Raw genomic sequence first — 23,620 nt, forward strand, 5'->3', positions numbered from 1 at the left:
CGGCGCCGGGGTCAGTCGACCCCGGGGGCGTGGCTCTTGCGGAAGGGCGAGGCCGGGTAGACGCCGAGAATGCGCACCTCGCGGCTGAAGAAAGCGAGCTCCTCGAGCGCCAGGCGGACCAGGCGCTCCTCCGGATGGCCCTCGATGTCGGCATAGAACTGGGCGACCCGGAACGAGCCGTCGACGATGTAGCTCTCCAGCTTGGTGATGTTGACGCCGTTGGTCGCGAAGCCGCCGAGCGCCTTGTAGAGCGCCGCCGGCACCGAGCGGACCCGGAACACGAAGGAGGTCACCGTCGGCCCGGCGTCGCGCGGATGGTCGATCGGCTCGCGCGCCATGATCACGAAGCGCGTCGTGTTGTGCTGCTGGTCGTGGATGTCGGGCACCAGGGTCTGCAGCCCGTAGAGCCGCCCGGCCAGCGCCGAGGCGACCGCCGCGTCGGCCGGATCGCCGCGCTCGGCGACCTCGGCGGCCGCGCCCGCGGTGTCGGCGTGGACCTTGGGGCGCAGGCCGTGGCTGCGCAGGAAGTCGCGGACCTGGCCGAGCGCCTCGACGTGGCTGTGGACGGTGCGGATCGTCTCCAGGGTGGCGCCGGGCGGTGCCAGCAGCTGGTGCTCGACCTTCTGGAAGTGCTCGCCGACGATGTGCAGGCCCGAGCCCGGCAGCAGGTGGTGGATCGCCGCGACGCGGCCGGCGGTCGAGTTCTCGATCGGGATCATCGCCCGCTCCGCCCGCTCCTCGCGGACCGCGGCGAAGGCGCTGTCGAAGTCCGCGCAGGGCAGCGTCGCCCACTCGGGATAGGCGGCGCGGCAGGCCATGTCGGAATAGGCGCCGGGGGCGCCCTGGAAGGCGATGGTCGTGACGGTCATGGCTGGGACGGGGCCTCTGGAGCCTGCGGCAGCGCCGGGGGCGCGGAATGGGGCGCGGAATAGGGCGCGGAGTATCGGGGTCCGCCCGCGGCCAAGTCAATCGAGGGGGCCGGATCGCCAGAGGGGCGCCGCTGCGGCAATGTGCTGCCGCCGGCGGCACGCGGCCTTGCCCCCTGGGCGCGGGGATCGTATTGAACCCCGCCGGGGGCGCGGCTATTGTCCGCCGCGTCGCGGATCGCGCTGTCGTTTGAGAAGAGGTAGGACGTCGATGTCCCTCGAAGTGAACAAGATCGCCGCTGCCGGCCTGACGGCGGGCGTGGTCGCCATGCTGGCCGGCTTCGCGGCGGACCTTCTCGTACACAGCCCGAGCCTCGAGCAGGACGCCTACCCGATCGTCGTCGCCTCAAGCGGCGGCGAGGGCGAGGCCGAGCCGGCTCCCAGCGGCCCCGAGTCGGTGCTGCCGCTGCTCGCCCAGGCCGATCCGGCCAACGGCGAGCGTCTGGTGCGCGCCTGCCAGGCCTGCCACTCCTTCGACAAGAACGGCGCCAACAAGGTCGGCCCCAACCTCTACGCCGTGGTCGGCGCCGAGCTCGGCCACCTCGAGGATTTCGCCTACTCCAACGCCATGGTCGAGCGCCGAGAGGCCGGCGACACTTGGACCTACGAGAACCTCAACCACTTCCTCGAGAATCCGCGCGACTGGCTGCCCGGGACCAAGATGGCCTACGCCGGCATGGGCAAGGTCGAGAGCCGCGCCGACGTGATCGCCTACCTGCGCGGCCAGGCCGACGCCGAGGCGCCGCTGCCGAGCCAGGAGGAGATCGAGGCGGTCCAGCCGGAGGGCGAGGCCGCCGAGGCCGAGGTCCTGCCCGCGGCCGGCAGCGAGTCGGCCGATGCCGGCGAGGAGCAGGCAGCCCCCGCCGCGGCAGACGACCAGCAGGCGGCGGCCCCGGCCGCCGAAGGCGGCGAGCAGACGGCCGCCGAAGGCGGCGAGCAGACGGCTGCGGCCGGCGGCGAGGGCCCGCTCGCGCTGATCGCCGCGGCCGACCCGGCCGAGGGCGCCAAGGCCGCGCGCAAGTGCGCGGCCTGCCACAGCTTCGAGGAGGGCGGCGCCAACAAGATCGGCCCGAACCTTTACGACGTGGTCGGCGCCGAGGTGGCGCACCGCGAGGACTACAACTACTCCACCGCCTTCCAGGAGGCGAAGTCGGCCGGGGAGACCTGGAGCTACGACAAGCTCTGGACCTACCTGGAGAACCCGCGCGCCGAGATTCCCGGCACCAAGATGACCTTCGCCGGCCTCAGGAAGGAGGAGGAGCTCGCCGCGGTGATCGCCTACCTCCGCGAGCAGAGCGCCAGCCCGCCGCCGCTCGAGTAGCGGGTCGGCCCCCGGTGTCGGCGCACGAACCCTCCGAGCCCCTGGCGTCCGTCCCGCTGCCCGAGGTTCCCGAGAGCTTCGTCGAGGTCGCGGGCGCGCTCGCCGAGGCCGCCAGCGCGGTCACCCGCCGCTGGTTCCGCGGCGACTTCCGGATCGAGGACAAGGCCGACGAATCGCCGGTCACCGTCGCCGACCGGGAGACCGAGCAGGCGATGCGTGCGGTCCTCGCCGAGCGCCTGCCGCAGCACGGCATCGTCGGCGAGGAGTGGGGCCGCGAGCGCGCCGAGGCCGAGTGGGTCTGGGTGCTCGACCCAATCGACGGCACCCGCGCCTTCGTCACCGGCAACCCCCTGTTCGGCACGCTGATCTCCCTGGCCTGGCGCGGCCGGCCCTGCCTCGGCATCATCGAGATGCCGATGCTGGGTGAGCGCTGGCTCGGCGTCGCCGGCCGCCCGACGAGCTTCAGCGACGCTCGCGGCAGCCGACCGGTTGCGGTCCGCGACGTCGGCGGTCTCGACCAGGCGATCCTGCGCACCACCTCGCCGGACATGTTCTCGGGCGACAGCGAGGCGGCCTGGCGGCGGCTGCGCAGCGGGGTCAAGTCGACGCTCTACGGCGGCGACCTCTTCTGCTACGGCCAGCTCGCCAGCGGCTACGTCGACCTGGTCTGCGAGAACGGCCTGCAGCCCTACGACTTCATGGCCCTGGTGCCGGTGCTGGCCGGGGCCGGCGCGATCGCCAGCGACTGGCAGGGCCGGCCGCTCGGCCTCGGCTCCGCCGGCGACGTGCTGGTCGCGGCGACGCCGGCGCTGCACGCGGCCGCCCTGGCGCGGCTCGCCGCGCCGGTTGGATGACGAAATGCTCATCTTCCGGCAAGGTCTCGGGGCTTGTGGCCGGGCGCTGTTCCGTTAGGCTGCGCGAAACCCGCTGACCTGGAGGTCCCGCCGCCTTGCGTTCCGCCGCCCTCGGCCTGCTGCTGCTGCTCGTCGCCGCGACCGGCGCCGCGCCGGCCATGGCCCAGCAGGGCGCGGCACCCGGCGAGGCGCCGCCGGCCGTGCCGGTGCCGGGCGTCGCCGCCGAGGAGCTGGGGCCGGTCACCCGGCGCGCCCATGCCATCGCCATGCACGGCGAGCCCAAGTACGGGCCGGACTTCGAGCACTTCGATTACGTCAACCCGGACGCGCCGAAGGGCGGCACGATCCGCCTCGCCGCAACCGGCACCTTCGACACCTTCAACCCCTACAACGCCAAGGGCAATCCCGCCGGGATCGCCTACGAATCGCTGCTGACCCGCTCGGCCGACGAGGCCTTCACCGAGTATGGCCTGATCGCGGAATCGCTGGAGTGGCCGCTCGATCGCTCCTGGGTGATCTTCCATCTCAGGTCCGAGGCGCGCTGGCACGACGGCCAACCGATCACGCCGGAGGACGTCGTCTTCTCGCTGGAGACCATCAAGTCCCAGGGCTCGCCGCAGTTCCGCCACTACTTCCAGGCGGTCGAGCGCGCCGAGAAGGTCGGGCCGCGCAGCGTCAAGGTCTTCTTCAGCGAGGCCGGCAACCGCGAGCTGCCGCTGATCGTCGGCGGCGACCTGCCGATCATGCCCAAGCACTACTGGGAAGGCCGGGACTTCTCGGCGACGACGCTCGAGCCGCCGCTGACCAGCGGCCCCTACCGGGTCGGCGAGTTCGAGCCGGGCCGCTACTACGTCATGGAGCGGGTCGAGGACTACTGGGGCAGCGACCTGCCGGTGCGGGTCGGCACCGGCAACTTCGACCGCCAGCGGGTCGAGTTCTTCCGGGATCCCACGGTGATCCGCCAAGCCCTGAAGTCGGGGATCATCGACTATCGCAACGAGAACCAGGCCAAGGCCTGGGCCGTCGACTACGACATCCCGGCGGTCCGCCAGGGCTGGCTGGTCAAGGAGCTGATCCCGAACGACCTGACGGCCGGCATGCAGGCCTTCATCTTCAACCTCCGCCGGCCGATCTTCCAGGACGAGCGCGTGCGCGAGGCGCTCAACTACGCCTTCGACTTCGAGTGGACCAACGAGGCGCTGTTCTTCGGCCAGTACACCCGCAACACCAGCTACTTCAACAACTCCGAGCTGGCCTCCTCGGGCCTGCCGGAGGGCGAGGAGCTGGAGGTCCTGGAGCGTTTCCGCGACCGCCTCGATCCCGAGATCTTCGAGCAGCCCTTCACGGTCCCCGAGACCGACGGCAGCGGCTGGCCGCGCGAGAACCTGCTGAAGGCGATGGCGCTGCTGCAGGAGGCCGGCTGGGTCGTCGACCCCGAGAGCCTGAAGCTGGTCGACGGCGAGACCGGCCGGCCCTTCACCTTCGAGATCTTGCTGGTGCAGGAGGGCTTCGAGCGCATCGTCCTGCCCCTCGTGCGCAACCTGAAGCGGCTGGGCATCGAGGCCGACGTCCGCCTCGTCGACCAGTCGCAGTACATCAACCGGCTGCGCTCCTTCGACTTCGACATGCTCTCGCTCGGCTGGGGCCAGTCGGACTCGCCCGGCAACGAGCAGCGCAACATGTGGACGAGCGCCGCCGCCGAGACGCCGGCCTCGCAGAACTACGTCGGCATCGCGGACCCGGTCATCGACGAGCTGGTCGAGCTGGTGATCAGCGCGCCCGACCGCGACGCCCTGGTCGCCCGGACCCGGGCGCTCGACCGGGTGCTGCTCTGGGGCCACTACGTGATTCCGGCCTGGCATCTCTCCGCCGACCGGATCGTCTACTGGAACAAGTACTCGCGGCCGGAGGTAACGCCCAAGGACGGCACCGCGATCGACTACTGGTGGTACGACGCGGCCAAGGCCGCGGCGCTCGAGGCGCGCAAGCCCGAGATCGTCGAGCAGAACCTCGAGGCCGAGGCGGAGGCCGAGCGCGAGGGGCCCGGCGCCGCCTGGATCGTCGGCCTGCTGGTCGTGCTGCTGCTCGCCGGCGGCTACGTCGCCCGGCGCGCCGTCACGCGCCGGGGCGACGACAGGGGAGCGACTGGATGACCGCCTATCTGATCCGCCGCCTGCTGCTGCTGGTGCCGACGCTCTTCGCCATCATGCTGATCAACTTCGCGATCCTGCAGTTCCTGCCCGGCGGGCCGGTCGAGCAGATCATCGCCGAACTGACCGGGACCGGCGGCGACATCACCTCGCGAGTCACCCGGGTCGGCGGCGAAACCTCCATGCCGGGCTCGCGCGGCGGCGCGGACGGCGGCGGCCAGGGCGGCGGGCCGCGCGGCGACTACCGCGGCGCCCAGGGCCTCGATCCGGCCTTCATCGCCGAGCTCGAGGAGCAGTTCGGCCTCGACAAGCCGATCGGCGAGCGCTTCCTGGTGATGATGGGCAACTACCTGGTCTTCGACTTCGGCGACTCCTTCTTCCGCGACCGCCCCGTCGTCGACCTGATCCTCGACAAGATGCCGGTCTCGATCTCGCTCGGCCTCTGGTCGACCCTGATCATCTACCTGGTCTCGATTCCGCTCGGCATCGCCAAGGCGGTGCGCGACGGCAGCAACTTCGACGCCTGGACCTCCGGCCTGGTGGTGATCGGCACGGCAATCCCCGGCTTCCTCTTCGCCGTCTTCCTGCTGATCGTCTTCGCCGGCGGCCAGTACCTCGACTGGTTCCCCTTGCGCGGGCTGGTCTCGAGCAACTGGGAGCAGCTCTCGCTCGTCGACAAGGTGCTCGACTACCTCTGGCACCTGGTGCTGCCGATCCTGGCGCTCTCGATCGGCGGCTTCGCGGTCCTGACGATGCTGACCAAGAACTCCTTCCTGGACCAGATCAATCAGCAGTACGTCACCACGGCGCGCGCCAAGGGCCTGTCGGAGCGGCGCGTGCTCTACGGCCACGTCTTCCGCAACGCCATGCTGATCGTCATCGCCGGCTTCCCGGCGACCCTGATCGGCATGCTGTTCACCGGCTCGGTCCTGATCGAGGTGATCTTCTCGCTCGACGGCCTCGGCCTGCTCGGCTTCGAGGCGGTCTTCAACCGCGACTATCCGATCGTGCTCGGCACGCTCTACTTCTTCACGCTGTTCGGCCTGGTCATGGGGATCATCACCGACCTCGTCTACACGCTGATCGACCCGCGCATCGACTTCGAGAGCCGGGAGGTCTGAGGCCCGTGACCCACGACACCGCCCCCGCCGCCCTGGGCCGGACCGGCCGCCCGCCCCGCTTCAAGCTGAGCCCGATCGACCGCCGCCGGATCGCCAACTTCAAGGCCAACCGGCGCGGCTTCTGGGCGCTCTGGATCTTCCTCTTCCTCTTCGTGGGCTCGCTCTTCGCCGAGCTGATCGCCAACGACAAGCCCTTCGTCGTCGTCCACGAGGGCGAGATCTACCTGCCGTTCCTGAAGGCCTATCCCGAGACCGCCTTCGGCGGCGAGCTGCCGACCGAGGCCGACTACACCGACCCCTACGTGCGCGGGCTGATCGAGCGCGACGGCTGGCTGCTCGACCCGCCGATCCCCTACAGCCACCGCACCGTCGCCTGGGACCTGCCGGCGCCGGCGCCGACGCCGCCCGACGCCCAGCACTGGCTCGGCACCGACGACCAGGCGCGCGACGTCACGGCGCGGCTGATCTACGGCTTTCGCATCTCGGTGCTGTTCGGCTTCGTGCTGACCGTGGTCTCGGCCGTGATCGGGGTCACCGCCGGCGCGCTGCAGGGCTACTACGGCGGCTGGCTCGACCTGATCGGCCAGCGCTTCATCGAGATCTGGTCGTCGCTGCCGCAGCTCTACATCCTGATCATCATCGCCAGCGTCGTCGAACCGAACTTCTGGTGGCTGCTGTTCGTGCTGCTGCTGTTCAGCTGGATCGGCTTCGTCGGCGTCGTGCGCGCGGAGTTCCTGCGCGCCCGCAACTTCGACTTCATCCGGGCCAGCCGGGCGCTCGGCGTGCGCGACGCCACGATCATCTTCCGCCACGTCCTGCCCAACGCCATGGTCGCGACCCTGACCTTCATGCCCTTCACCCTGGCCGCCTCGGTGACGGCGCTGACCGCCCTCGACTTCCTCGGCGTCGGCCTGCCGCCCGGCTCGGCCTCGCTCGGCGAGCTGCTCGCCCAGGGCAAGGCCAACCTGCAGGCGCCCTGGCTCGGCCTCACCGGCTTCTTCGTGATCGCGGTCATGCTGAGCCTGCTGATCTTCGTCGGCGAGGCGGTGCGCGACGCCTTCGACCCGCGCAAGCTGTTCGCCGATACCGCGCCGCCGCCCGAGCCGGTCGCCGGGGACCTGCAGGCGCGCCCGGCCGGCGCAGGGGGGAGCTGATGACCGATTCGACGGGCGAGGCCGGGCGACCCGCCGGCGGCAAGCTGCTCGAGGTCTCGAACCTCGGCGTCCTGTTCGGCCAGGGCCCGCACGCCACCCATGCGGTGCGCGGCATCTCCTTCGACGTCGGGGCGGGCGAGACGGTCGCGCTGGTCGGGGAATCCGGCTCCGGCAAGTCGGTCACGGCGCTCTCGATCCTGCAGCTGCTGCCCTACCCGGCGGCGCGCCACAGCGAAGGCTCCTCGGTGCGCTTCAAGGGCGAGGAGCTGATGGGTGCGGCGCAGCGCCGCCTGCGCCAGGTCCGCGGCAACGACGTGTCGATGATCTTCCAGGAGCCGATGACCTCGCTCAACCCGCTGCACACGGTGGAAAAGCAGATCGGCGAGACGCTGATCCTGCACCGCGGGCTGGAGCGCGCGCGGGCCCGCCTGGCCACTCTCGAGCTGCTGCGCCTGGTCGGCATCCGAGAGCCGGAACGGCGGCTCGGCGCCTACCCGCACGAGCTGTCCGGCGGCCAGCGCCAGCGCGTCATCATCGCCATGGCCCTGGCCAACCAGCCCGAGCTGCTGATCGCCGACGAGCCGACGACGGCGCTCGACGTCACCATCCAGGCGCAGATCCTCAAGCTGCTGAAGGAGCTGCAGGGCCGGCTCGGCATGGCGATCCTGCTGATCACCCACGACCTGGCGATCGTGCGCAAGGTCGCCGACCGGGTCTGCGTCATGACCCAGGGCGAGATCGTCGAGCAGGGCCCGACCGCCGAGCTCTTCGCCAATCCCCGGCACCCCTACACGCGACACCTGCTCTCGGCCGAGCCGAAGGGCGATCCGCTGCAGGCCGACCCCGACGCGCCGACCGTCGTCGAGGGTCGCGACGTCAAGGTCCACTTCCCGATCAGGGCGGGCGTGCTCAAGCGCACCGTCGACTGGGTCAAGGCGGTGGACGGCGTCGACGTCACGGTGCGCGAGGGCCATACCGTCGGCGTCGTCGGCGAGTCCGGCTCGGGCAAGACGACGCTGGGCCTGGCGCTGCTGCGGCTGATCGCCAGCGAGGGCCGCATCGCCTATCTCGGCAAGCAGATCCAGGGCCTCGGCTCGAAGGCGCTGCGGCCGCTGCGCCGCGAGATGCAGATCGTCTTCCAGGACCCCTACGGCTCGCTGTCGCCGCGCCTGTCGATCGGCGAGATCGTCGGCGAGGGCCTGCGCGTCCACGACCTCGCGACCACGTCGGAGGAGCGCGAGCGGCTGATCGTCCAGGCGCTCGAGGAGGTCGGTCTCGACCCGGCCAGCCGCGACCGCTACCCCCACGAGTTCTCCGGCGGCCAGCGCCAGCGCATCGCGGTCGCCCGGGCCATGGTGCTGAAGCCGCGCTTCGTCGTGCTCGACGAGCCGACCAGCGCCCTCGACATGTCGGTGCAGGCGCAGATCGTCGACCTGCTGCGCGACCTGCAGGCGCGGCACCGGCTGGCCTACCTGTTCATCAGCCACGACCTGAAGGTGGTGCGGGCGCTGGCCGACGAGGTGATCGTGCTGCGCAACGGCAGGGTCGTCGAGCAGGGCCCGGCGGCGCGGATCTTCGACGAGCCGCGCGAGGACTACACCAAGGCGCTGATGAAGGCGGCCTTCGACCTGGAAGCGGTGGAAAGCGGCGCGGTCAGCCAGTAGGCTGCCGCCCCATGACAAGGCTGCTCTTCAAGTCCGACCTCGACCGCGCCGATCTCTGGACCGCCGCGCTCAAGAAGCACAAGCCCGACCTGGAGGTCGAGGTCTGGCCGCTCCGCGCGCCGGAGCCCGCCGGCGATCGCTCGGCGATCGACTACGCCCTGGTCTGGAAGCCGCCGGCGGGCGTGCTGAAGACCCTGCCCAACCTCAAGGCGATCTTCTCCCTGGGCGCCGGCATCGACCACCTCTTCGGCGATCCCGAGCTGCCCGGCGACGTGCCGGTGGTGCGCATGGTCGAGCGCGGCCTGACCGCCGGCATGACCGAGTACGTGGTCATGCAGGTGCTCTATCATCACCGCCGCATGCTCGACTACCGCGCCCAGCAGCGCGCGGGAGTCTGGGACGAGCTGTCCTTCGTCGCCCCCTGGGACCGCAAGGTCGGCATCCTCGGCCTCGGCCAGCTCGGCGGCGACGCGGCGGAGAAGCTCGCCCTGCTCGGGCTCGACGTCGCCGGCTGGAGCCGCACGCCCAAGGAGATTCCCGGCGTCGCCTCCTACGCCGGCGCCGCCGGCCTGGAGGCCTTCCTGGCGCGCAGCCAGATCCTGGTCTGCCTGCTGCCGCTGACGGAGGAGACGCGCGGCATCCTGGGCGCCGAGACCTTCGCAAAGCTGCCGCGCGGCGCCTGCGTCATCAACGTCGGCCGCGGCGAGCACCTGGTCGAGGCGGACCTGCTGGAGGCCCTGGAGTCGGGCCAGATCGATTCGGCGACGCTCGACGTCTTCGCCCGGGAGCCGCTGCCCGCCGACTCGCCGTTCTGGAGCCACGAGCGGATCGTCGTGACCCCCCACGTCGCCTCGATCACGGTCCCCGACACCGCCGCCGAGGCGGTCGTCGAGAACATCCGGCGCATCGAGCGCGGCGAGGCGCCGCGCAACGTGGTCGACCGCGACCGGGGCTACTGATGGCCGGGCTACTGATGGCCGGGCCGCCGGTCGCCGAGCGGCGGCCGACCAGCCGGACCTTCCACGGCATCGAGCTGGCCGACGACTACGACTGGCTGCGCGATCCCGACTGGCGCCGGGTGATGCGCGAGCCGGCCGCGCTGCAAGCCGATATCCGCGCCTACCTGGAGGCCGAGAACGCCTACGCCGAGGCGCAGCTCGCCGACACGGCGGCGCTGCGCCAGACGCTCTTCGCCGAGCTCAAGGGCCGGATCAAGGAGCACGACGATTCGGTGCCCGATCCGGACGGCCCCTGGGAGTATTTCGCGCGCTTCGTCGCCGGGGGCGACTACCCGCTGCTGGTGCGCCGCCCGACCGGCGCCACCGAGGCCGTCGACGAGCAGGTGCTGCTCGACGGCAACCGCGAGGCCGCGGACCACCGCTTCTTCGCGCTCGGCGGCGCCAGCCACAGCCGCGACCACCGCCACCTCGCCTGCGCCGTCGACCTCAACGGCTCCGAGTTCTACGAGATCCGCATCCTCGAGATGGCCAGCGGCCGCCTGCTGCCCGAGCGGATCGCCAGCGCCGCGGGCTCGCTCGCCTGGTCGGCCGACGGCGAAACGCTGTTCTACACCCGGCTCGACGACAACCATCGGCCCTGCGAGGTGCTGCGCCACCGCCTCGGTACCGACCCTGCCGAGGACCGCTCGGTCTACGCGGAAAGCGATCCCGGCTTCTTCCTCGGCGTCGGCCTCAGCGACAGCCGCGAGCTGGTGCTGATCGACAGCCACGACCACGCGACCAGCGAGATCCGCCTGCTCGACGCCGGCGACCCCGAGGCGGCGCCGCGGCTGGTCGCCGCGCGGGAGACCGACGTCCGCTACTCGGTGCAGCACGACGCGCCGCGCGAGCGGCTGCTGATCCTGACCAATGCCGGCGGCGCCGAGGACTTCGAGCTGGTCGAGGCGCCGCTGGCGGCGCCGGGGCGCGAGAACTGGCGGCCGCTGCTGGCCCACGAGCCGGGCACCCTGCGGCTCGGCCTCGAGCTGTTCCGCGAGCACCTGGTGCTGCTGGAGCGGGTCGACGCCCTGCCGCGCCTGACCGTGCTGCGCCTGTCCGACGGCGCGCAGCACCGGGTCGGCTTTGAGGAGGCGGCCTTCAGCCTGGGCATCGACCCCAGCACCGCCTACGACACCACGACCCTGCGCTTCGTCTACGCCTCGCCGAGCACGCCGGCGCAGACCTACGCCTACGACCTGGAGAGCCGGACGCGCCGCCTGCTCAAGGAGCAGGAGGTGCCGAGCGGCCACGACGCCTCGGCCTACAAGGTCGAGCGGCTGCATGCGCCGGCCGGCGACGGCGAGCAGATCCCCGTCACCCTGGTCCACCGCCACGACACGCCGCTCGACGGCTCGGCGCCGCTGCTGCTCTACGGCTACGGCGCCTACGGCATCGCGATCCCGGCGAACTTCGTGCCGAACCGCTTCAGCCTGCTCGACCGCGGCTTCGTCTTCGCCATCGCCCACGTGCGCGGCGGCATGGACAAGGGCTGGCGCTGGTACCGCGACGGCAAGCTGGAGAAGAAGGCGAACAGCTTCGACGACTTCGTCGCGGTCGCCCGGCACCTGATCGAGCGCGGCGTCGCGCGCCCCGGCGAGATCGCCATCCACGGCGGCAGCGCCGGCGGCCTGCTGGTCGGCGCGGTCCTCAACCGGGCGCCCGAGCTGTTCAAGGCGGCGGTCGCCGACGTGCCCTTCGTCGACACCCTCAACACCATGCTCGACGCCAGCCTGCCGCTGACCCCGCCGGAGTGGCCGGAGTGGGGCGATCCGGTCCGCGACCCGGAGGCCTTCCGGCGGATCCTCGGCTACAGCCCCTACGACAACGTCGGCCCCCGCGCCTACCCGCCCGTCCTGGCGACCGCCGGCCTGACCGACCCGCGGGTGCTCTACTGGGAGCCGGCCAAGTGGGTGGCCAAGCTGCGCCGGCTCAAGACCGACGACAGCCTGCTGCTGCTGCGCACCTACATGGAGGCCGGCCACGGCGGCGCCTCGGGGCGCTTCGACAAGCTGAAGGAGGTCGCCCTGGTCTACGCCTTCCTGCTCAAGGTCTTCGGGCGGGCCTGAGGGCCGGCGCCGTCACGTCCCTCGACAGGGCTCGGGGCGAAGCAGGCTTTTGGCCCGGCTCGGATGACGCTTCGTCCCGAGCCTGTCGAGGGACGTGGGAGCTTCGACGCCCCCGCGGCGCTCAGAACATCGCCTCGAGCACGCGGTCGGGCGGGGTGTGGCCGTCGACGAAGGTCTTGATGTTGATGATGACCTTCTCGCCCATGGCGATGCGGCCCTCGATCGTGGCCGAGCCCATGTGCGGCAGCAGCAGCACGTTGTCGAGCTTGAGCAGCTTGGGGTTGATCGCCGGCTCGTGCTCGAAGACGTCGAGGCCGGCGCCGGCCAGCTCGCCCGAGGCCAGCAGGCGCGCCAGGGCGTTCTCGTCGATGACCTCGCCGCGGCTGGTGTTGACGATGTAGGCATCGGGCCGCATCAGCTTGAGCCGGCGCGCCGAAAGCAGGTGGAAGGTCGCCGGCGTGTGCGGGCAGTTCACGGAGATCATGTCCATGCGCGCCAGCATCTGGTCGAGGCTTTCCCAGTAGGTCGCCTCGAGCTCGCGCTCGACCTCGTCGGAGACGCGCCGCCGGTTGTGGTAGTGGATCGACAGGCCGAAGCCGCGGGCGCGCCGCGCCACGGCCTGGCCGATCCGGCCCATGCCGATGATGCCCAGGCGCTTGCCCCAGATCCGGTGGCCGAGCATGCCGGTCGGGCTCCAGCCGGTCCAGGTGCCCGAGCGCACCAGGCGCTCGCCCTCGGACAGGCGCCGCGGCACCGCCAGCAGCAGCGCCATGGTCATGTCGGCGGTGTCCTCGGTCAGCACCCCCGGCGTGTTGGTCACGGTGATGCCGCGCTGGCGCGCCGTCTTCAGGTCGATGTGGTCGACGCCGGTGCCGAAGGAGGCGATCAGGCGCAGCTTGGGGCCGGCCTGCGACAGGATCGCCGCGTCGATGCGGTCGGTCACGGTCGGAACCAGGATCTCGGCGCCCTTGACCGCCTCGAGCAGCGCTGCCTGGCCCATCGGCTGGTCGTCCAGATTGAGCCGGCAGTCGAACAGCTCCATCATCCGGGTCTCGATGACGTCCGGCAGGCGCCGCGTGACGATGACCTGGGGCTTTGCCATGGCTCAGGAGGCCGCCTTTCCCTGTCGATTCCGGCGCGGCTTCGGGACCGGGTCCCCCGCACCCTCTGGACAGGCCTTTAGCAGGCGCCGCGCCGGCTTGTCCAGCGCAGGGCCGGGCCGGCGGGCGCCGCGTCAGCGCCCTTGACGGCGCCGCGGGGGAGGGATAGGCCCAGGCCATGAGCCGCCCCCGAATCGTCCCCCGCCTCGCCTCCCGACTGGCGCTCGCCCCCCTGCTGCTCGCGGGCCTGCTGCTCGCAGGCCTGCAGCTGGCCGGGCCGACGGCCGCGCTCGGGGCGGTCGGCGTCGCCTGGGCCCAGCAGTCGGTCGGCAGCGCCAGCGGCCTGCCGATCCCGCGCTTCGTCTCGCTGCGCGCCGCCGAGGTCAACCTGCGCGCCGGGCCCGGCCTGCAGTACCCGATCGAGTGGGTCTACCGCCGCCCGGACCTGCCGGTCGAGGTCATCGACGAGTTCGACAACTGGCGCAAGCTGCGCGACTGGGAGGGCACCGAGGGCTGGGTGCACTCCTCCATGATCCAGGCCAAGCGCACCGCCCAGGTGCTGGCCACCGGCGACGGCGGGCCGCGCACGCTGCGCCGCGCGCCGGGCACCGACGCGCCGGCCGTGGCGACCCTGCAGCCCGAGGCGCTCGGCACCCTGGTCGGCTGCGACAAGGGCTGGTGCCAGCTCGCCTTCGGCGCCTTCCAGGGCTGGCTGAGCCAGGAGGCCTTCTTCGGCGTGCACCCGGCCGAGGCCCAGTAGCGGCAGCGGCTTGCCGCGAAAGAGCTCCCGCGGGAGCGCCGCGAGAAGTTATTGAATTCCGAATTCCATCGCTGTAAACCCTCGTCATGCGCATCGAGCCACGCCCGGTCCTGATCGACGAGGTCTACGACCGCCTCAAGGCGGCGATCCTGGCCGGCGAGCTGGCGGCCGGCGCGCCGCTGGCGCAGGAACAGCTCGCCGAGCGGCTCGGCGTCTCGCGCCAGCCGGTCAGTCACGCGCTGAGGCTGCTCTATAGCGAGGGCCTGGTCACCGAGCGCGGCCGCCGCGGCTTGATGGTGGCGCCGGTCGACGCCGAGCGCCTGCGCGACCTCTACCAGGTGCGCGCGGCGCTCGACGCGTTGGCGGCGCGCCTCGCCGCCGAGGGCGTCGCGGCGGGCGCCGTAGCCGACTTCACGGGCTGCCTGGCCGAGGGCCGGCGCGCGCTCGCCGACGGCGGCCTGCCCGGCCTGATCGCCGCCGACGTCGCCTTCCACCGGCAGGTCTACGCCCTCTCCGGCAACCCGGCGATCGCCGAGACGGCCGAGGCCGCCTGGCCGCACTTCCAGCGCTCCATGGGCCTGGTGCTCGGCGATCCGTCCTACCGGACCCGCGCCTGGCAGGAGCACGAGGCGATCGCCGAGGCGATCGGCCGGGGTGCGGCCCTGCAGGCCGAAGCCCTGGCCCGCGCCCACGCCGAGCAGGCCGGCCTCGCCACCTGGCGGCGTCTCGCCGCGTCCGGCGAGGCCCATGCAGACGAAGAGGCGGCCTGAAGCCGCCCCCTTTCCCCCTGGAGGAGATGCCGAGATGAAACTGTCCCCCGCGCAGCTCGAGCAGTTCGAGACCGAAGGCTGGCTGTTCCTGCCGGAATGCTTCGATGCCGAGGAGATTGCCCTGCTGCGCCGCGAGGCCGAGGTGATCAACCGGCTCGACCGCGAGGAGGTCTGGCGCGAGAAGTCGGGCGTCGCCCGCACCGCCTTCGCCGCCCACACCTACAACGAGGCCTACCGCCGCCTGGCTGCCCACCCGCGCCTGGTCGAGCCGGTCATGCAGCTGCTCGACGGTCCGGTCTACATGCACCAGAACAAGATCAACGCGAAGGCCGCCTTCGATGGCGAGGTCTGGCAGTGGCACCAGGACTACGGCACCTGGCAGCGCGACGACGACATGCCCGAGCCGCGCGCGATGAACATCGCGCTGTTCCTCGACGAGGTGACCGCGGTCAACGGCCCGCTGTTCATCGTGCCGAAGAGCCACAAGGCCGGAACCCTGGAGGCCGGCCACGACCTGGAGACGACCTCCTACCCGCTCTGGACTCTCGACCGCGAGACGGTCAAGCGGCTGGCCGACGCGGGCGGCATCGTGGCGCCCCAGGGCAAGGCCGGCTCGGTGCTGATGTTCCACTCGAACATCGTCCACGCCAGCCCGCCGAACATCAGCCCCTGGCCGCGGACCATCGTCTATCTGAGCCTCTGCCACGTCGACAACCACATCCGCAGGTTCCAGCGCGCCGAGTGGATCGCGCACCGGGACTTCACGCCGATCGAGCCGCTCGGCGACGACTGCCTGCGCGACCTCGCCCGCGCCGACGCTCCGGCCGGGGCCGCCGCGACCCAGGCGGCGGAGTAGCCCCATGAACCTCTTCACCAAGCTGCAGCAGCGCGCCGCCGCCGGCCGGCCGGTGCGGGTGCTGCTGATCGGCGCCGGCAAGTTCGGTTCGATGTTCCTCTCGCAGGTGCCGCACACCCCCGGCCTCGAGGTCGCGGCGATCGCCGACCTCAGCCCGGAGCGGGCCCGCGAGGCCTGCCGCCGGGTCGGCTGGAGCGAGGAGCGGATCGGGCGCACCGACTTCGTCGAGGACGCGCCGGCGGCCATCGCCCGCGACGACGTCGAGGTCATGATCGAGGCGACCGGCAACCCGGCCGCCGGCACCCGCCACGCCCTGGCGGCGATCGCCGCCGGCAAGCACAGCGTCATGGTCAACGTCGAGGCCGACGTGCTGGTCGGCCCGCTGCTCGCGCGCAAGGCCGCCCAGGCCGGCGTCGTCTACTCGCTGGCCTACGGCGACCAGCCGGCGCTGATCTGCGAGATGGTCGACTGGGCGCGCGCCTGCGGCTTCGAGGTCGTGGCCGCCGGCAAGGGCACCAAGTACCTGCCGGAATACCACGCCTCGACGCCCGAGACGGTCTGGGGCCACTATGGCCTTGACCCGGCCGAGGCGGCCAAGGGCGGCATGAACCCGCAGATGTTCAACTCCTTCCTCGACGGCACCAAGTCCGGCATCGAGATGGCCGCGGTCGCCAACGCGACCGGCCTGACGCCGCCGCCGGACGGCCTGGCCTTCCCGCCCTGCGGCGTCGACGACTTGCCGCGGGTGCTGCGGCCGCACAACGAGGGCGGGGTGCTCAACCACTCGGGCACCGTCGAGGTCATCTCCTCGCTGGAGCGCGACGGCCGGCCGGTGTTCCGCGACCTGCGCTGGGGCGTCTACGTCGTCTTCGAGGCGCCCAACGCCTATGCCGCGCGCTGCTTCCGCGAGTACGGCCTGATCACCGACCCCTCGGGCACCCGGGCGGCGATGTACAAGCCGTTCCACCTGATCGGCCTGGAGCTCAACGTCTCGGTGCTCTCGGCGGCGCTGCGCGGCGAGGCCACGGGCGCGCCGACCGGCTTCCGCGGCGACGTCGTGGCGACCGCCAAGCGCGACCTCAAGGCCGGCGAGACGCTCGACGGCGAGGGCGGGTCCTGCGTCTGGGGCCGGCTGATGACGGCCGAGGAGAGCCTGGCCCAGGGCGGCCTGCCGATCGGTCTCGCCCACGGCGTGCCGCTGGTGCGCGACGTGCCGGCCGGCCGGCCGCTCGGTTACGCCGACGTGCGGATGGACGAGCAGGACGCGACCCTGAAGGTGCGCCGCGAGATGGAGCAGGCCTTCACGGGGCGGGCCGCCGCCGCCGAGTAGTCCGCGCCTGTTGCGCTACAGGCCGGCCTCCCGCGCCAGGACCCCGATGCGGTCGGCGAAGTCGCGCAGGAAGACCGAGCCCTTGACCGTGCGCTGGACCAGCACCGAGCGTCGGTCCTGCTCGTCGATGCGCCGGCGGGCGTAGTCCAGGGCCTCGAGGCGGTGCAGGGCCCGGGTCACGGCCGGCTTGGAGATGCCCAGGCGGGCCGCCAGGCCGCGCACCGTATGGGGCGGCTCGCCGAGGTAGATCTCGAGCAGGATCGCGGTCTGGCGCTGGCTCAGCTCGGCGAGATCGTGGCCGAGGCTTTCGATCGCGACTCGGTGCCAGAGCGACAGCGCCTTGCGGGCCTCCATGGCGGCTCCCGGGTATCGTTGCGACAGCGGAATGGTAGCGGGACGGCGCCGGTCCGGCAACCGGTCAGTCGTGCGGCTTGACCGTCACCACGGTGCACTTGGCCAGCGACGCGACCTTGAAGGAGACCGAGCCGAGCAGGACGCCGCCGATGTCGCCGATGCCGCGGCTGCCGAGCACGATGCAGTCGACCTTGTGCCGCTCGGCGTATTCGACGATCGAGCGCGCGGGGTTGCCGGTGCGGACCTCGGCGCGCACGCCGCGCAGGCCGGCGGCCTCGGCGACGTCCTTGGCCTTGCCGATGATCGCCTCGGTGTACTCGTCGAGCACGTACTGCGGCTCGCCCGAAAGATGCTCCAGCGCCAGGAAGCGCTTTACGTTCTCGCTCGGCTGCAGCTCCTTGGCCACGGTCAGGAAGGTCAGCCGGCCGCCGAAGCGCGCGGCCAGCGCGCTCGCCGTCTCGGCCGCCCGCAGCGCGTGCGCCGAGCCGTCGACGCCGCAGAGTATCCGCTCGAACATGGCTTCCCCCCTATTCGTCCGCCAGAATCCGCCGATCCACTCTGCCCGCTCCCGGCCTCGGGCAAGCCGCCGATTCCGGCGGTTCCTCGCCGATTCGCGGCAAGCATCCCCGCCGCCGTCAGGCGCTTGCCAGCTCCTCGAGGCGCGCGAAGCTGCTGCGCAGGCCCATGGCCTCGCCGCCCTTCGGCCGCCCGGGCCGGTCCTCGGGGTTCCAGGCGAAGAGATCGAGGTGCGCCCAGGGCCGGCCCGGGCTGACGAAGCGCTCGAGGAACAGCGCCGCGGTCACCGCGCCGGCGAAGCCGCCGCTCGAGACGTTGTTGAGGTCGGCGACCCGGCTGTCGAGCTGCTTCAGGTAGGGCCGGTGCAGCGGCAGGCGCCAGAGCGGGTCGCCGAGGCGCGCGCCGTGGGCCAGCAGGGCCTCGGCGGTCGCCTCGTCGTTGCTGAACAGCGCCGGCAGCTCGGGGCCGAGGGCGACCCGCGCCGCCCCGGTCAGGGTCGCGAAGTCCAGGATCAGGTCGGGGTCGCCGGCATCGGCCTCGGCCAGGGCGTCGCACAGGATCAGCCGGCCCTCGGCGTCGGTGTTGCCGACCTCGACGGTCAGGCCCTTGCGGGTCTGCAGCACGTCGAGCGGCCGGAAGGCGTTGCCGGAGACGGCGTTCTCGACGCAGGGCACGAGCAGGCGCAGGCGCACCGGCAGGCCGGCGTCCATGACCAGCCCGGCCAGGGCGATGGCGTGGGCGCCGCCGCCCATGTCCTTCTTCATGTTGAGCATGCCGGCGGAGGGCTTGAGGTCGAGCCCGCCGGTGTCGAAGCAGACGCCCTTGCCGACCAGGACGATCTCGGGCCCGCGCTCGCCCCAGGAGAGATCGAGCAGGCGCGGCGCCCGCCTGTTGCCGGCCGCCGTGCCGGCGGCGCGGCCGACGGCGTGGATCGCCGGGTAGTTCTCGCCCAGCAGCGCGTCGCCGACGAGGATCCGGCTGTCGGCGCCGTAGCGCGTGCCGAGCTCGGCGCCCGCCTCGGCCAGCTCGGCCGGGCCCAGGTCCTCGGCCGGCGTGTTGACCAGGTCCCGGACCCGGCAGATCGCCTCGACCAGGCGGCCGACGCGGGCGCGCTCGGCGGCGGCGGGCCAGACCAGCCGCGCGAAGCCCCGCTTCGGCGCCTTGTAGCGGGTGAAGGCGTAGCAGCCGAGCGCCCAGCCCAGGGCCGCCGCCTCGGCGGCCTCCGGCGAAGTCTCCTCGGCGAGACGGTAGCTGCCCTGCGGCAGGCTGGCGGGCAGGCCGCCGTAGGCCCAGAGGTCGGCGGTCGGGTCGCGACCGGGACCGGCCTCGACTCCGAGCAGCACCAGGGACAGCCGGCCGTCGCCGCCGGGCACCAGCGCGTGGCTGCCGGCCGACGCGGTGAAGCCGGTCGCCTCCAGCCAGGCGCGCAGCGCCGCCGACTGCCCGGCCAGCCAACCCCGCAGGGCGGCCTCGCTCAGGGTGCGGATCGGTACGGCGTCGGGTCCGGCCTCGATCAGGTGGGCAAGGGGCGAAGGTTCGGTCATGGGATTTCCTGGGCGGTTCCGGGGACGAGTAGGAAGGCGGCGCGGATTGGTGCCACGGATTGGCGATTGACGGGAGGGCTATGCCTCCCGTTCCATCGCCGGCGCGGTCGCAGGGGATCGCGGCAAGGGCGGGGGAGGACGCGATGTCCGAGGCGGAGTTTACCCTGGTCGTCGGCAACAGGAACTATTCTTCCTGGTCGCTGCGCGGCTGGCTCGCGGTGAAGCTGGCCCTGGCGCCGGGCGGCGGCACCTTCGAGGAGGTCGTGATCCCGCTCGACCAGCCGGACACCAAGGCCGCGATCTCGGCCCGCTCGCCGAGCGGCAAGGTGCCGACGCTGCTCCACGGCGATCTGGCGGTCTGGGATTCCCTGGCGATCGGCGAGTACCTGGCCGAGCGCTTTCCCGAGGCCGGGCTGTGGCCGGCCGATCCGACCGCGCGCGCGGTCGCCCGGGCGGTGGTCGCCGAGATGCACGCCGGCTTCGCCAGCCTGCGCGCCGAGCTGCCGATGGACATGCGCAACCGGGCGCCGGCCAGCCCCTCCTCGGCGACCCTGGCCGAGATCGCCCGGATCCAGGAGATCTGGAACCGCTGCCGCAAGGAGTTCGGGGCGGAAGGCGATTTCCTGTTCGGGGCGCCGGGACTGGCCGACGCCTTCTACGCGCCGGTGGTCAGCCGCTTCGTGACCTACGGGATTCCGCTCGACGGCGCCGCGGCCGCCTACGCCGCCACCGTCCAGGCCTGGGCGCCCTACCGGGAGTGGCTGGCCGCGGCCGAGGTCGAGCCCTTGGTGCTGGAGCGCCCGTGAGGTTGCCCCTTCTCGTGCCCGCAGCCGCTACGGCGTCGGCGGCTCCAGCACGTCCGGCACGATGACCCGGCGCTCCCGGTAATAGCGCAGCGCGCCCCGATGCAGCGGGATGCCGAGGCTGTTGAGCGCCGTGCCGTAGGCGATCAACCGGCCCTTCTGGTGGCCGGCGTCGAGCAGGCGGCGGGTGTTCTCGTGCCAGAGCGCGGTGGTGACCTCGTAGATCAGCGCCTCGTCGATCTCGGCCGAGCAGATCCACTGCGCCCCGACCGAGAGGGTCACCGTCGAGGGCACCGAGCGGTACAGGCCGGCGGCGATGAAGCCGCGGGCGAAGAAGGGATAGTCCTCGAGCAGCCGTTCGGCCGGCTCGCCGTCGATCGGCACCAGGCGGATCGAGGTGTCGCGGGCCAGCGCCTCGATTGCCGTGGTCGGTGTCCCGGCGACGTAGAAGAAGGCGTCGAGCTCGCCCTCGCGGAGCTGCTCGACCGCCTCGTTGGCGCTGACCGTGCGGACATCGAGATCCTCCGGCGTCAGGCCCCAGGCCTTGAGGATCAGCTTGGCGTCGATCTGCGTGCCGGAGCCGTCGAGGTCGATCGAGACGCGCTTGTCGGCGAGGTCGGCGACGCTGCGCACGCCGGAGGCGACGGAGGCGACGAGCTGCACCGATTCCGGATAGAGGTTGGCGATGGCGCGCAGGTTCGACAGCGGCGGCTGCTCTGCGAAGGGGCCCTCGCCGTGGTAGGCCCAGTAGGCGACGTCGGCCTGGCTGAGCGCGGACTCCAGCTGGCCCTTCGCGACCGCCTGGACGTTGTAGACGGAGCCCTCGGTCGACTGCACGACGGCGATCAGACCCGGCACGCCGCAGCTGCCGCCGGAGTCGCAGGGCCGGCTGCCCGGCGGGTGGCTGATCGCGCTGGCGATCAGGCCGCCGACCGGGAAGTAGGTGCCGGCGGTCGAGCCGGTGCCGATCCGGAAGAAGATCGGGGAGTCCTGCGCGCGCGCCGCCGGCCAGCCTGCCGCCAAGCCGCTGCCCAGCGCCCCGGCCGCCAGCGGCGCCAGTGCGAGTCCGGAGAGGAACTGTCGACGGAGCATGGGGCGGTCTTCCGGGTGACGTCCGGGAGGGCGGGGAGGACTGGGCCGAAACCCTTTCAAGACTATAGGCTCTGCGCGCGCGGATATAAAGGCGGCCGCCCACCGGCAAACCCGTCGGCAAGTCGCCAGCACCGAACCGGGCGGCCCGGGACAGGCAGGAGGAGGACAGGACATATGACTCTGGCGCGTCTCCTGGCGCGAAGCGCGAGCGCCCGCGGCGATCGTCCGGCCCTGGCGCTCGGGCCGCGGGTGCTGTGCGACTACGCCGGGCTCGCCGGCCGTGCCGCGCGGCTGGCCGGCACCCTGCGCGGGCGCTACGGCCTGGCGCCGGGCGAGCGGGTCGCCATCGCCATGAGCAACGGCCCGGCCTACCTCGAGCTGCTCTCGGCGGTCTGGTGGGCCGGGCTCGCCGCGGTGCCGATGAACGCCAAGCTGCACGCCCGCGAGTTCCGCTACATGCTGGACCACTCGGGGGCCCGGCTCTGCTTCGCCTCGCCCGGCCAGGCGGCGGCGATCGCCGGCGAGAGCGCCGGCCTGGAGGCCCTGCTGGAACTGGTCGAGGTGCCGGGGCCGGCCTGGGAGCGGCTGTTCGAGGCCGAGCCGGTCGCGCCCGCCGAGGTCGAGGAGACGGCGCTCGCCTGGCTGTTCTACACCAGCGGCACGACCGGCCGGCCCAAGGGCGCGATGCTGAGCCACCGCAACCTGCTGGCCATGACCGCCTGCTACTTCGCCGACGTCGACGCCGTGGCGCCCGACGACGCGATCCTGCACGCCGCCCCCCTGTCCCACGGCTCCGGCCTCTACGCCCTGCCGCACCTGGCCCAGGGCGCGCTCCAGGTGCTGCCGGAATCCGGCGGCTTCGACCCGGCCGAGGTCTTCGAGCTCTTCGCGGCGCATCGCGGCGTCGGCTGCTTCTTCGCGCCGACCATGGTCAAGCGCCTGGTCGAGCATCCCGGCGCCGGCAGCCTCGACCCCGCCGGCTTCAAGACCTGCGTCTACGGCGGCGGGCCGATGTACTTGGCCGACATCGAGAAGGCGCTGGCGGTCTTCGGCCAGCGCTTCGTGCAGATCTACGGCCAGGGCGAGAGCCCGATGACGATCACCGCCCTGCCGCGCTTCGAGCACGGCCGGCGCGACCATCCGCGCTGGCGCGAGCGCCTGGCCTCGGTCGGCCGCGCGCAGCTGCTCGTCGAGCTCCGCCTGGTGGGTGAGGCGGGGGCCGGCGAGGCGCGCGCGCCGGTCGCGCCCGGCGAGACCGGCGAGGTGCTGGTCCGCGGGCCCTCGGTGATGGCCGGCTACTGGGGCGACGCCGAGGCCAGCGCCCGCGCCCTGGCCGGCGGCTGGCTGCACACCGGCGATCTCGGCAGCCTCGACGCCGACGGCTTCCTGACCCTCAAGGACCGCTCCAAGGACGTCATCATCTCCGGCGGCAGCAACATCTACCCGCGCGAGGTCGAGGAGGTGCTGCTGCGCCACGAGGGCGTGCTGGAGTGCGCCGTGGTCGGCGACCCGCATCCCGAATGGGGCGAGGCGGTGGTCGCCTTCGTCGTGGCGCGCGCGCCGGGCGCGGTCTCGCCCGAGGCCCTCGACTCGCTCTGCCTCGCCGAGATCGCCCGCTTCAAGCGGCCCAAGGGCTATCGCTTCGTCGAGAGCCTGCCGAAGAACAACTACGGCAAGGTGCTGAAGACCGAGCTGCGCCGGCTGCTGGAAAGAGATCCCGCTGGGGGGCGGCCGCGTTGACGGCCAGCGATGGGGCGGGGACGGCGTCCCTTGTGCCCTTGCCGGGTTCGGCGTAATGCTCCCGCCGTTCGCTTTTACCGCACTGCAAGATAACGGGAGAGGAAGGCTCATGGCCCGCAGCAAGATCGCCCTGGTCGGCGCCGGCAACATCGGCGGCACGCTCGCCCATCTGGCGGCCTTGAAGGAGCTCGGCGACGTCGTGCTGTTCGACATCGCCGAGGGCATCCCGCAGGGCAAGGCGCTCGACCTCGCCCAGTCCGGCCCCGTCGAGGGCTTCGACGCCGGCCTCGTCGGCGCCAACGACTACGCCGCCATCGCCGGCGCCGACGTGGTCATCGTCACCGCCGGCGTCGCCCGCAAGCCGGGCATGAGCCGCGACGACCTGCTCGGCATCAACATGAAGGTCATGGGCCAGGTCGGCGAGGGCATCAAGAAGCACGCCCCCGACGCCTTCGTGATCTGCATCACCAACCCGCTCGACGCCATGGTCTGGGTGCTGCG

General features: G+C 72.2%; 20 protein-coding genes and 1 pseudogene. 15 read left to right on the plus strand and 6 right to left on the minus strand.

The annotated features are described in order from the left end of the window. Positions 1-11 precede the first annotated feature (11 nt). The gene (locus tag WD341_RS09965; protein WP_368425297.1) at positions 12-869 is read right to left on the minus strand and encodes a prephenate dehydratase; all 858 of its coding nucleotides are present in this window, start codon (positions 867-869) and stop codon (positions 12-14) included. A 268-nt stretch (positions 870-1,137) separates the two neighbouring features. Between WD341_RS09965 and WD341_RS09970 the strand changes: the two genes are divergently transcribed. The 8 genes from WD341_RS09970 to WD341_RS10005 all read left to right on the plus strand — a co-directional run bounded on the left by WD341_RS09970 (position 1,138) and on the right by WD341_RS10005 (position 12,254). Further along, positions 1,138-2,247, plus strand: a complete 1,110-nt coding sequence (locus WD341_RS09970) for a cytochrome c family protein (protein ID WP_368425298.1) — start codon at positions 1,138-1,140, stop codon at positions 2,245-2,247. A gap of 14 nt (positions 2,248-2,261) precedes the next feature. Then, positions 2,262-3,101, plus strand: coding sequence for an inositol monophosphatase family protein (locus WD341_RS09975; protein ID WP_368425299.1), 840 nt, complete (start codon positions 2,262-2,264; stop codon positions 3,099-3,101). A gap of 95 nt (positions 3,102-3,196) precedes the next feature. Next, a complete protein-coding gene (locus WD341_RS09980) occupies positions 3,197-5,254 on the plus strand; it encodes an extracellular solute-binding protein (protein ID WP_368425300.1) in 2,058 nt (685 codons plus the stop codon). Then, complete coding sequence (locus tag WD341_RS09985; protein WP_368425301.1) at positions 5,251-6,372, plus strand: microcin C ABC transporter permease YejB; 1,122 nt, start codon at positions 5,251-5,253, stop codon at positions 6,370-6,372. The genes WD341_RS09980 and WD341_RS09985 overlap by 4 nt, the downstream gene beginning before the upstream one ends. A 65-nt stretch (positions 6,373-6,437) precedes the next feature. After that, positions 6,438-7,526 carry an ABC transporter permease gene (locus tag WD341_RS09990; protein WP_368425317.1) on the plus strand — a complete coding sequence of 363 codons (1,089 nt, stop codon included), beginning with the start codon at positions 6,438-6,440 and terminating at the stop codon, positions 7,524-7,526. Beyond that, positions 7,526-9,190: an ABC transporter ATP-binding protein gene (locus tag WD341_RS09995; RefSeq protein ID WP_368425302.1), complete on the plus strand. Its 1,665-nt coding sequence runs from the start codon at positions 7,526-7,528 to the stop codon at positions 9,188-9,190. The genes WD341_RS09990 and WD341_RS09995 overlap by 1 nt, the downstream gene beginning before the upstream one ends. Before the next feature lie 11 nt (positions 9,191-9,201). Then, a complete protein-coding gene (locus WD341_RS10000) occupies positions 9,202-10,149 on the plus strand; it encodes a 2-hydroxyacid dehydrogenase (RefSeq protein ID WP_368425303.1) in 948 nt (315 codons plus the stop codon). After that, positions 10,149-12,254 carry a S9 family peptidase gene (locus WD341_RS10005; protein WP_368425304.1) on the plus strand — a complete coding sequence of 702 codons (2,106 nt, stop codon included), beginning with the start codon at positions 10,149-10,151 and terminating at the stop codon, positions 12,252-12,254. Before WD341_RS10000 ends, WD341_RS10005 begins: the two co-directional genes overlap by 1 nt. 121 nt (positions 12,255-12,375) lie before the next feature. Here the strand turns inward: WD341_RS10005 and WD341_RS10010 are convergent, their stop codons facing one another. Beyond that, a complete protein-coding gene (locus WD341_RS10010) occupies positions 12,376-13,356 on the minus strand; it encodes a 2-hydroxyacid dehydrogenase (RefSeq protein ID WP_368425305.1) in 981 nt (326 codons plus the stop codon). Between the two features lie 176 nt (positions 13,357-13,532). Here WD341_RS10010 and WD341_RS10015 point away from each other — a divergent pair, with 176 nt between their 5' ends. From WD341_RS10015 to WD341_RS10030, 4 genes are all read left to right on the plus strand, one after another. After that, on the plus strand, positions 13,533-14,114 hold the full coding sequence (locus WD341_RS10015) for an SH3 domain-containing protein (protein WP_368425306.1): 582 nt from the start codon (positions 13,533-13,535) through the stop codon (positions 14,112-14,114). An 86-nt stretch (positions 14,115-14,200) separates the two neighbouring features. Further along, entirely contained in the window at positions 14,201-14,884 is a 684-nt protein-coding gene (locus tag WD341_RS10020; protein ID WP_368425307.1) for a GntR family transcriptional regulator, read from the plus strand. A 34-nt stretch (positions 14,885-14,918) separates the two neighbouring features. Continuing rightward, entirely contained in the window at positions 14,919-15,740 is an 822-nt protein-coding gene (locus tag WD341_RS10025; protein WP_368425308.1) for a phytanoyl-CoA dioxygenase family protein, read from the plus strand. A 4-nt stretch (positions 15,741-15,744) separates the two neighbouring features. After that, the gene (locus WD341_RS10030) at positions 15,745-17,070 is read left to right on the plus strand and encodes an NAD(P)H-dependent oxidoreductase (RefSeq protein WP_368425309.1); all 1,326 of its coding nucleotides are present in this window, start codon (positions 15,745-15,747) and stop codon (positions 17,068-17,070) included. Positions 17,071-17,085: 15 nt separating this feature from the next. Here WD341_RS10030 and WD341_RS10035 read toward each other — a convergent pair whose 3' ends face one another. The 3 genes from WD341_RS10035 to WD341_RS10045 all read right to left on the minus strand — a co-directional run bounded on the left by WD341_RS10035 (position 17,086) and on the right by WD341_RS10045 (position 19,484). Further along, positions 17,086-17,424, minus strand: a complete 339-nt coding sequence (locus WD341_RS10035) for a MarR family transcriptional regulator (RefSeq protein WP_368425310.1) — start codon at positions 17,422-17,424, stop codon at positions 17,086-17,088. Between the two features lie 64 nt (positions 17,425-17,488). After that, positions 17,489-17,941, minus strand: a complete 453-nt coding sequence (locus WD341_RS10040; protein WP_368425311.1) for a universal stress protein — start codon at positions 17,939-17,941, stop codon at positions 17,489-17,491. A 118-nt stretch (positions 17,942-18,059) separates the two neighbouring features. Then, positions 18,060-19,484: a M17 family metallopeptidase gene (locus WD341_RS10045; protein ID WP_368425312.1), complete on the minus strand. Its 1,425-nt coding sequence runs from the start codon at positions 19,482-19,484 to the stop codon at positions 18,060-18,062. Positions 19,485-19,627: 143 nt separating this feature from the next. On the opposite strand from WD341_RS10045, the gene WD341_RS10050 reads away from it, so the two are divergent. Continuing rightward, positions 19,628-20,290, plus strand: a complete 663-nt coding sequence (locus tag WD341_RS10050) for a glutathione S-transferase family protein (RefSeq protein ID WP_368425313.1) — start codon at positions 19,628-19,630, stop codon at positions 20,288-20,290. A gap of 27 nt (positions 20,291-20,317) precedes the next feature. Here WD341_RS10050 and WD341_RS10055 read toward each other — a convergent pair whose 3' ends face one another. Then, positions 20,318-21,379: a TAXI family TRAP transporter solute-binding subunit gene (locus WD341_RS10055; protein WP_368425314.1), complete on the minus strand. Its 1,062-nt coding sequence runs from the start codon at positions 21,377-21,379 to the stop codon at positions 20,318-20,320. A gap of 174 nt (positions 21,380-21,553) precedes the next feature. Here WD341_RS10055 and WD341_RS10060 point away from each other — a divergent pair, with 174 nt between their 5' ends. Then, entirely contained in the window at positions 21,554-23,119 is a 1,566-nt protein-coding gene (locus WD341_RS10060; protein WP_368425315.1) for an AMP-binding protein, read from the plus strand. A 109-nt stretch (positions 23,120-23,228) separates the two neighbouring features. Next, positions 23,229-23,620: pseudogene (locus tag WD341_RS10065) on the plus strand (malate dehydrogenase); the annotation flags it as partial.

The sequence above is a fragment of the Tistlia sp. genome (genome assembly GCF_040905785.1).
In the GTDB taxonomy this organism is placed as follows: domain Bacteria; phylum Pseudomonadota; class Alphaproteobacteria; order Kiloniellales; family DSM-21159; genus Tistlia.

Excerpts from the sequence above, each read along its gene's own strand:
- WD341_RS10010 (WP_368425305.1), bottom strand. The coding sequence starts at position 13,356 with ATGGCAAAGCCCCAGGTCATCGTCACGCGGCGCCTGCCGGACGTCATC.
- WD341_RS10030 (WP_368425309.1), top strand. The coding sequence starts at position 15,745 with ATGAACCTCTTCACCAAGCTGCAGCAGCGCGCCGCCGCCGGCCGGCCG.
- WD341_RS10005 (WP_368425304.1), top strand. The coding sequence starts at position 10,149 with ATGGCCGGGCTACTGATGGCCGGGCCGCCGGTCGCCGAGCGGCGGCCG.
- WD341_RS10040 (WP_368425311.1), bottom strand. The coding sequence starts at position 17,941 with ATGTTCGAGCGGATACTCTGCGGCGTCGACGGCTCGGCGCACGCGCTG.
- WD341_RS10000 (WP_368425303.1), top strand. The coding sequence starts at position 9,202 with ATGACAAGGCTGCTCTTCAAGTCCGACCTCGACCGCGCCGATCTCTGG.
- WD341_RS09970 (WP_368425298.1), top strand. The coding sequence starts at position 1,138 with ATGTCCCTCGAAGTGAACAAGATCGCCGCTGCCGGCCTGACGGCGGGC.
- WD341_RS09985 (WP_368425301.1), top strand. The coding sequence starts at position 5,251 with ATGACCGCCTATCTGATCCGCCGCCTGCTGCTGCTGGTGCCGACGCTC.
- WD341_RS10015 (WP_368425306.1), top strand. The coding sequence starts at position 13,533 with ATGAGCCGCCCCCGAATCGTCCCCCGCCTCGCCTCCCGACTGGCGCTC.
- WD341_RS10035 (WP_368425310.1), bottom strand. The coding sequence starts at position 17,424 with ATGGAGGCCCGCAAGGCGCTGTCGCTCTGGCACCGAGTCGCGATCGAA.
- WD341_RS10060 (WP_368425315.1), top strand. The coding sequence starts at position 21,554 with ATGACTCTGGCGCGTCTCCTGGCGCGAAGCGCGAGCGCCCGCGGCGAT.
- WD341_RS10025 (WP_368425308.1), top strand. The coding sequence starts at position 14,919 with ATGAAACTGTCCCCCGCGCAGCTCGAGCAGTTCGAGACCGAAGGCTGG.
- WD341_RS09965 (WP_368425297.1), bottom strand. The coding sequence starts at position 869 with ATGACCGTCACGACCATCGCCTTCCAGGGCGCCCCCGGCGCCTATTCC.
- WD341_RS09995 (WP_368425302.1), top strand. The coding sequence starts at position 7,526 with ATGACCGATTCGACGGGCGAGGCCGGGCGACCCGCCGGCGGCAAGCTG.
- WD341_RS10055 (WP_368425314.1), bottom strand. The coding sequence starts at position 21,379 with ATGCTCCGTCGACAGTTCCTCTCCGGACTCGCACTGGCGCCGCTGGCG.
- WD341_RS10020 (WP_368425307.1), top strand. The coding sequence starts at position 14,201 with ATGCGCATCGAGCCACGCCCGGTCCTGATCGACGAGGTCTACGACCGC.
- WD341_RS10050 (WP_368425313.1), top strand. The coding sequence starts at position 19,628 with ATGTCCGAGGCGGAGTTTACCCTGGTCGTCGGCAACAGGAACTATTCT.
- WD341_RS10045 (WP_368425312.1), bottom strand. The coding sequence starts at position 19,484 with ATGACCGAACCTTCGCCCCTTGCCCACCTGATCGAGGCCGGACCCGAC.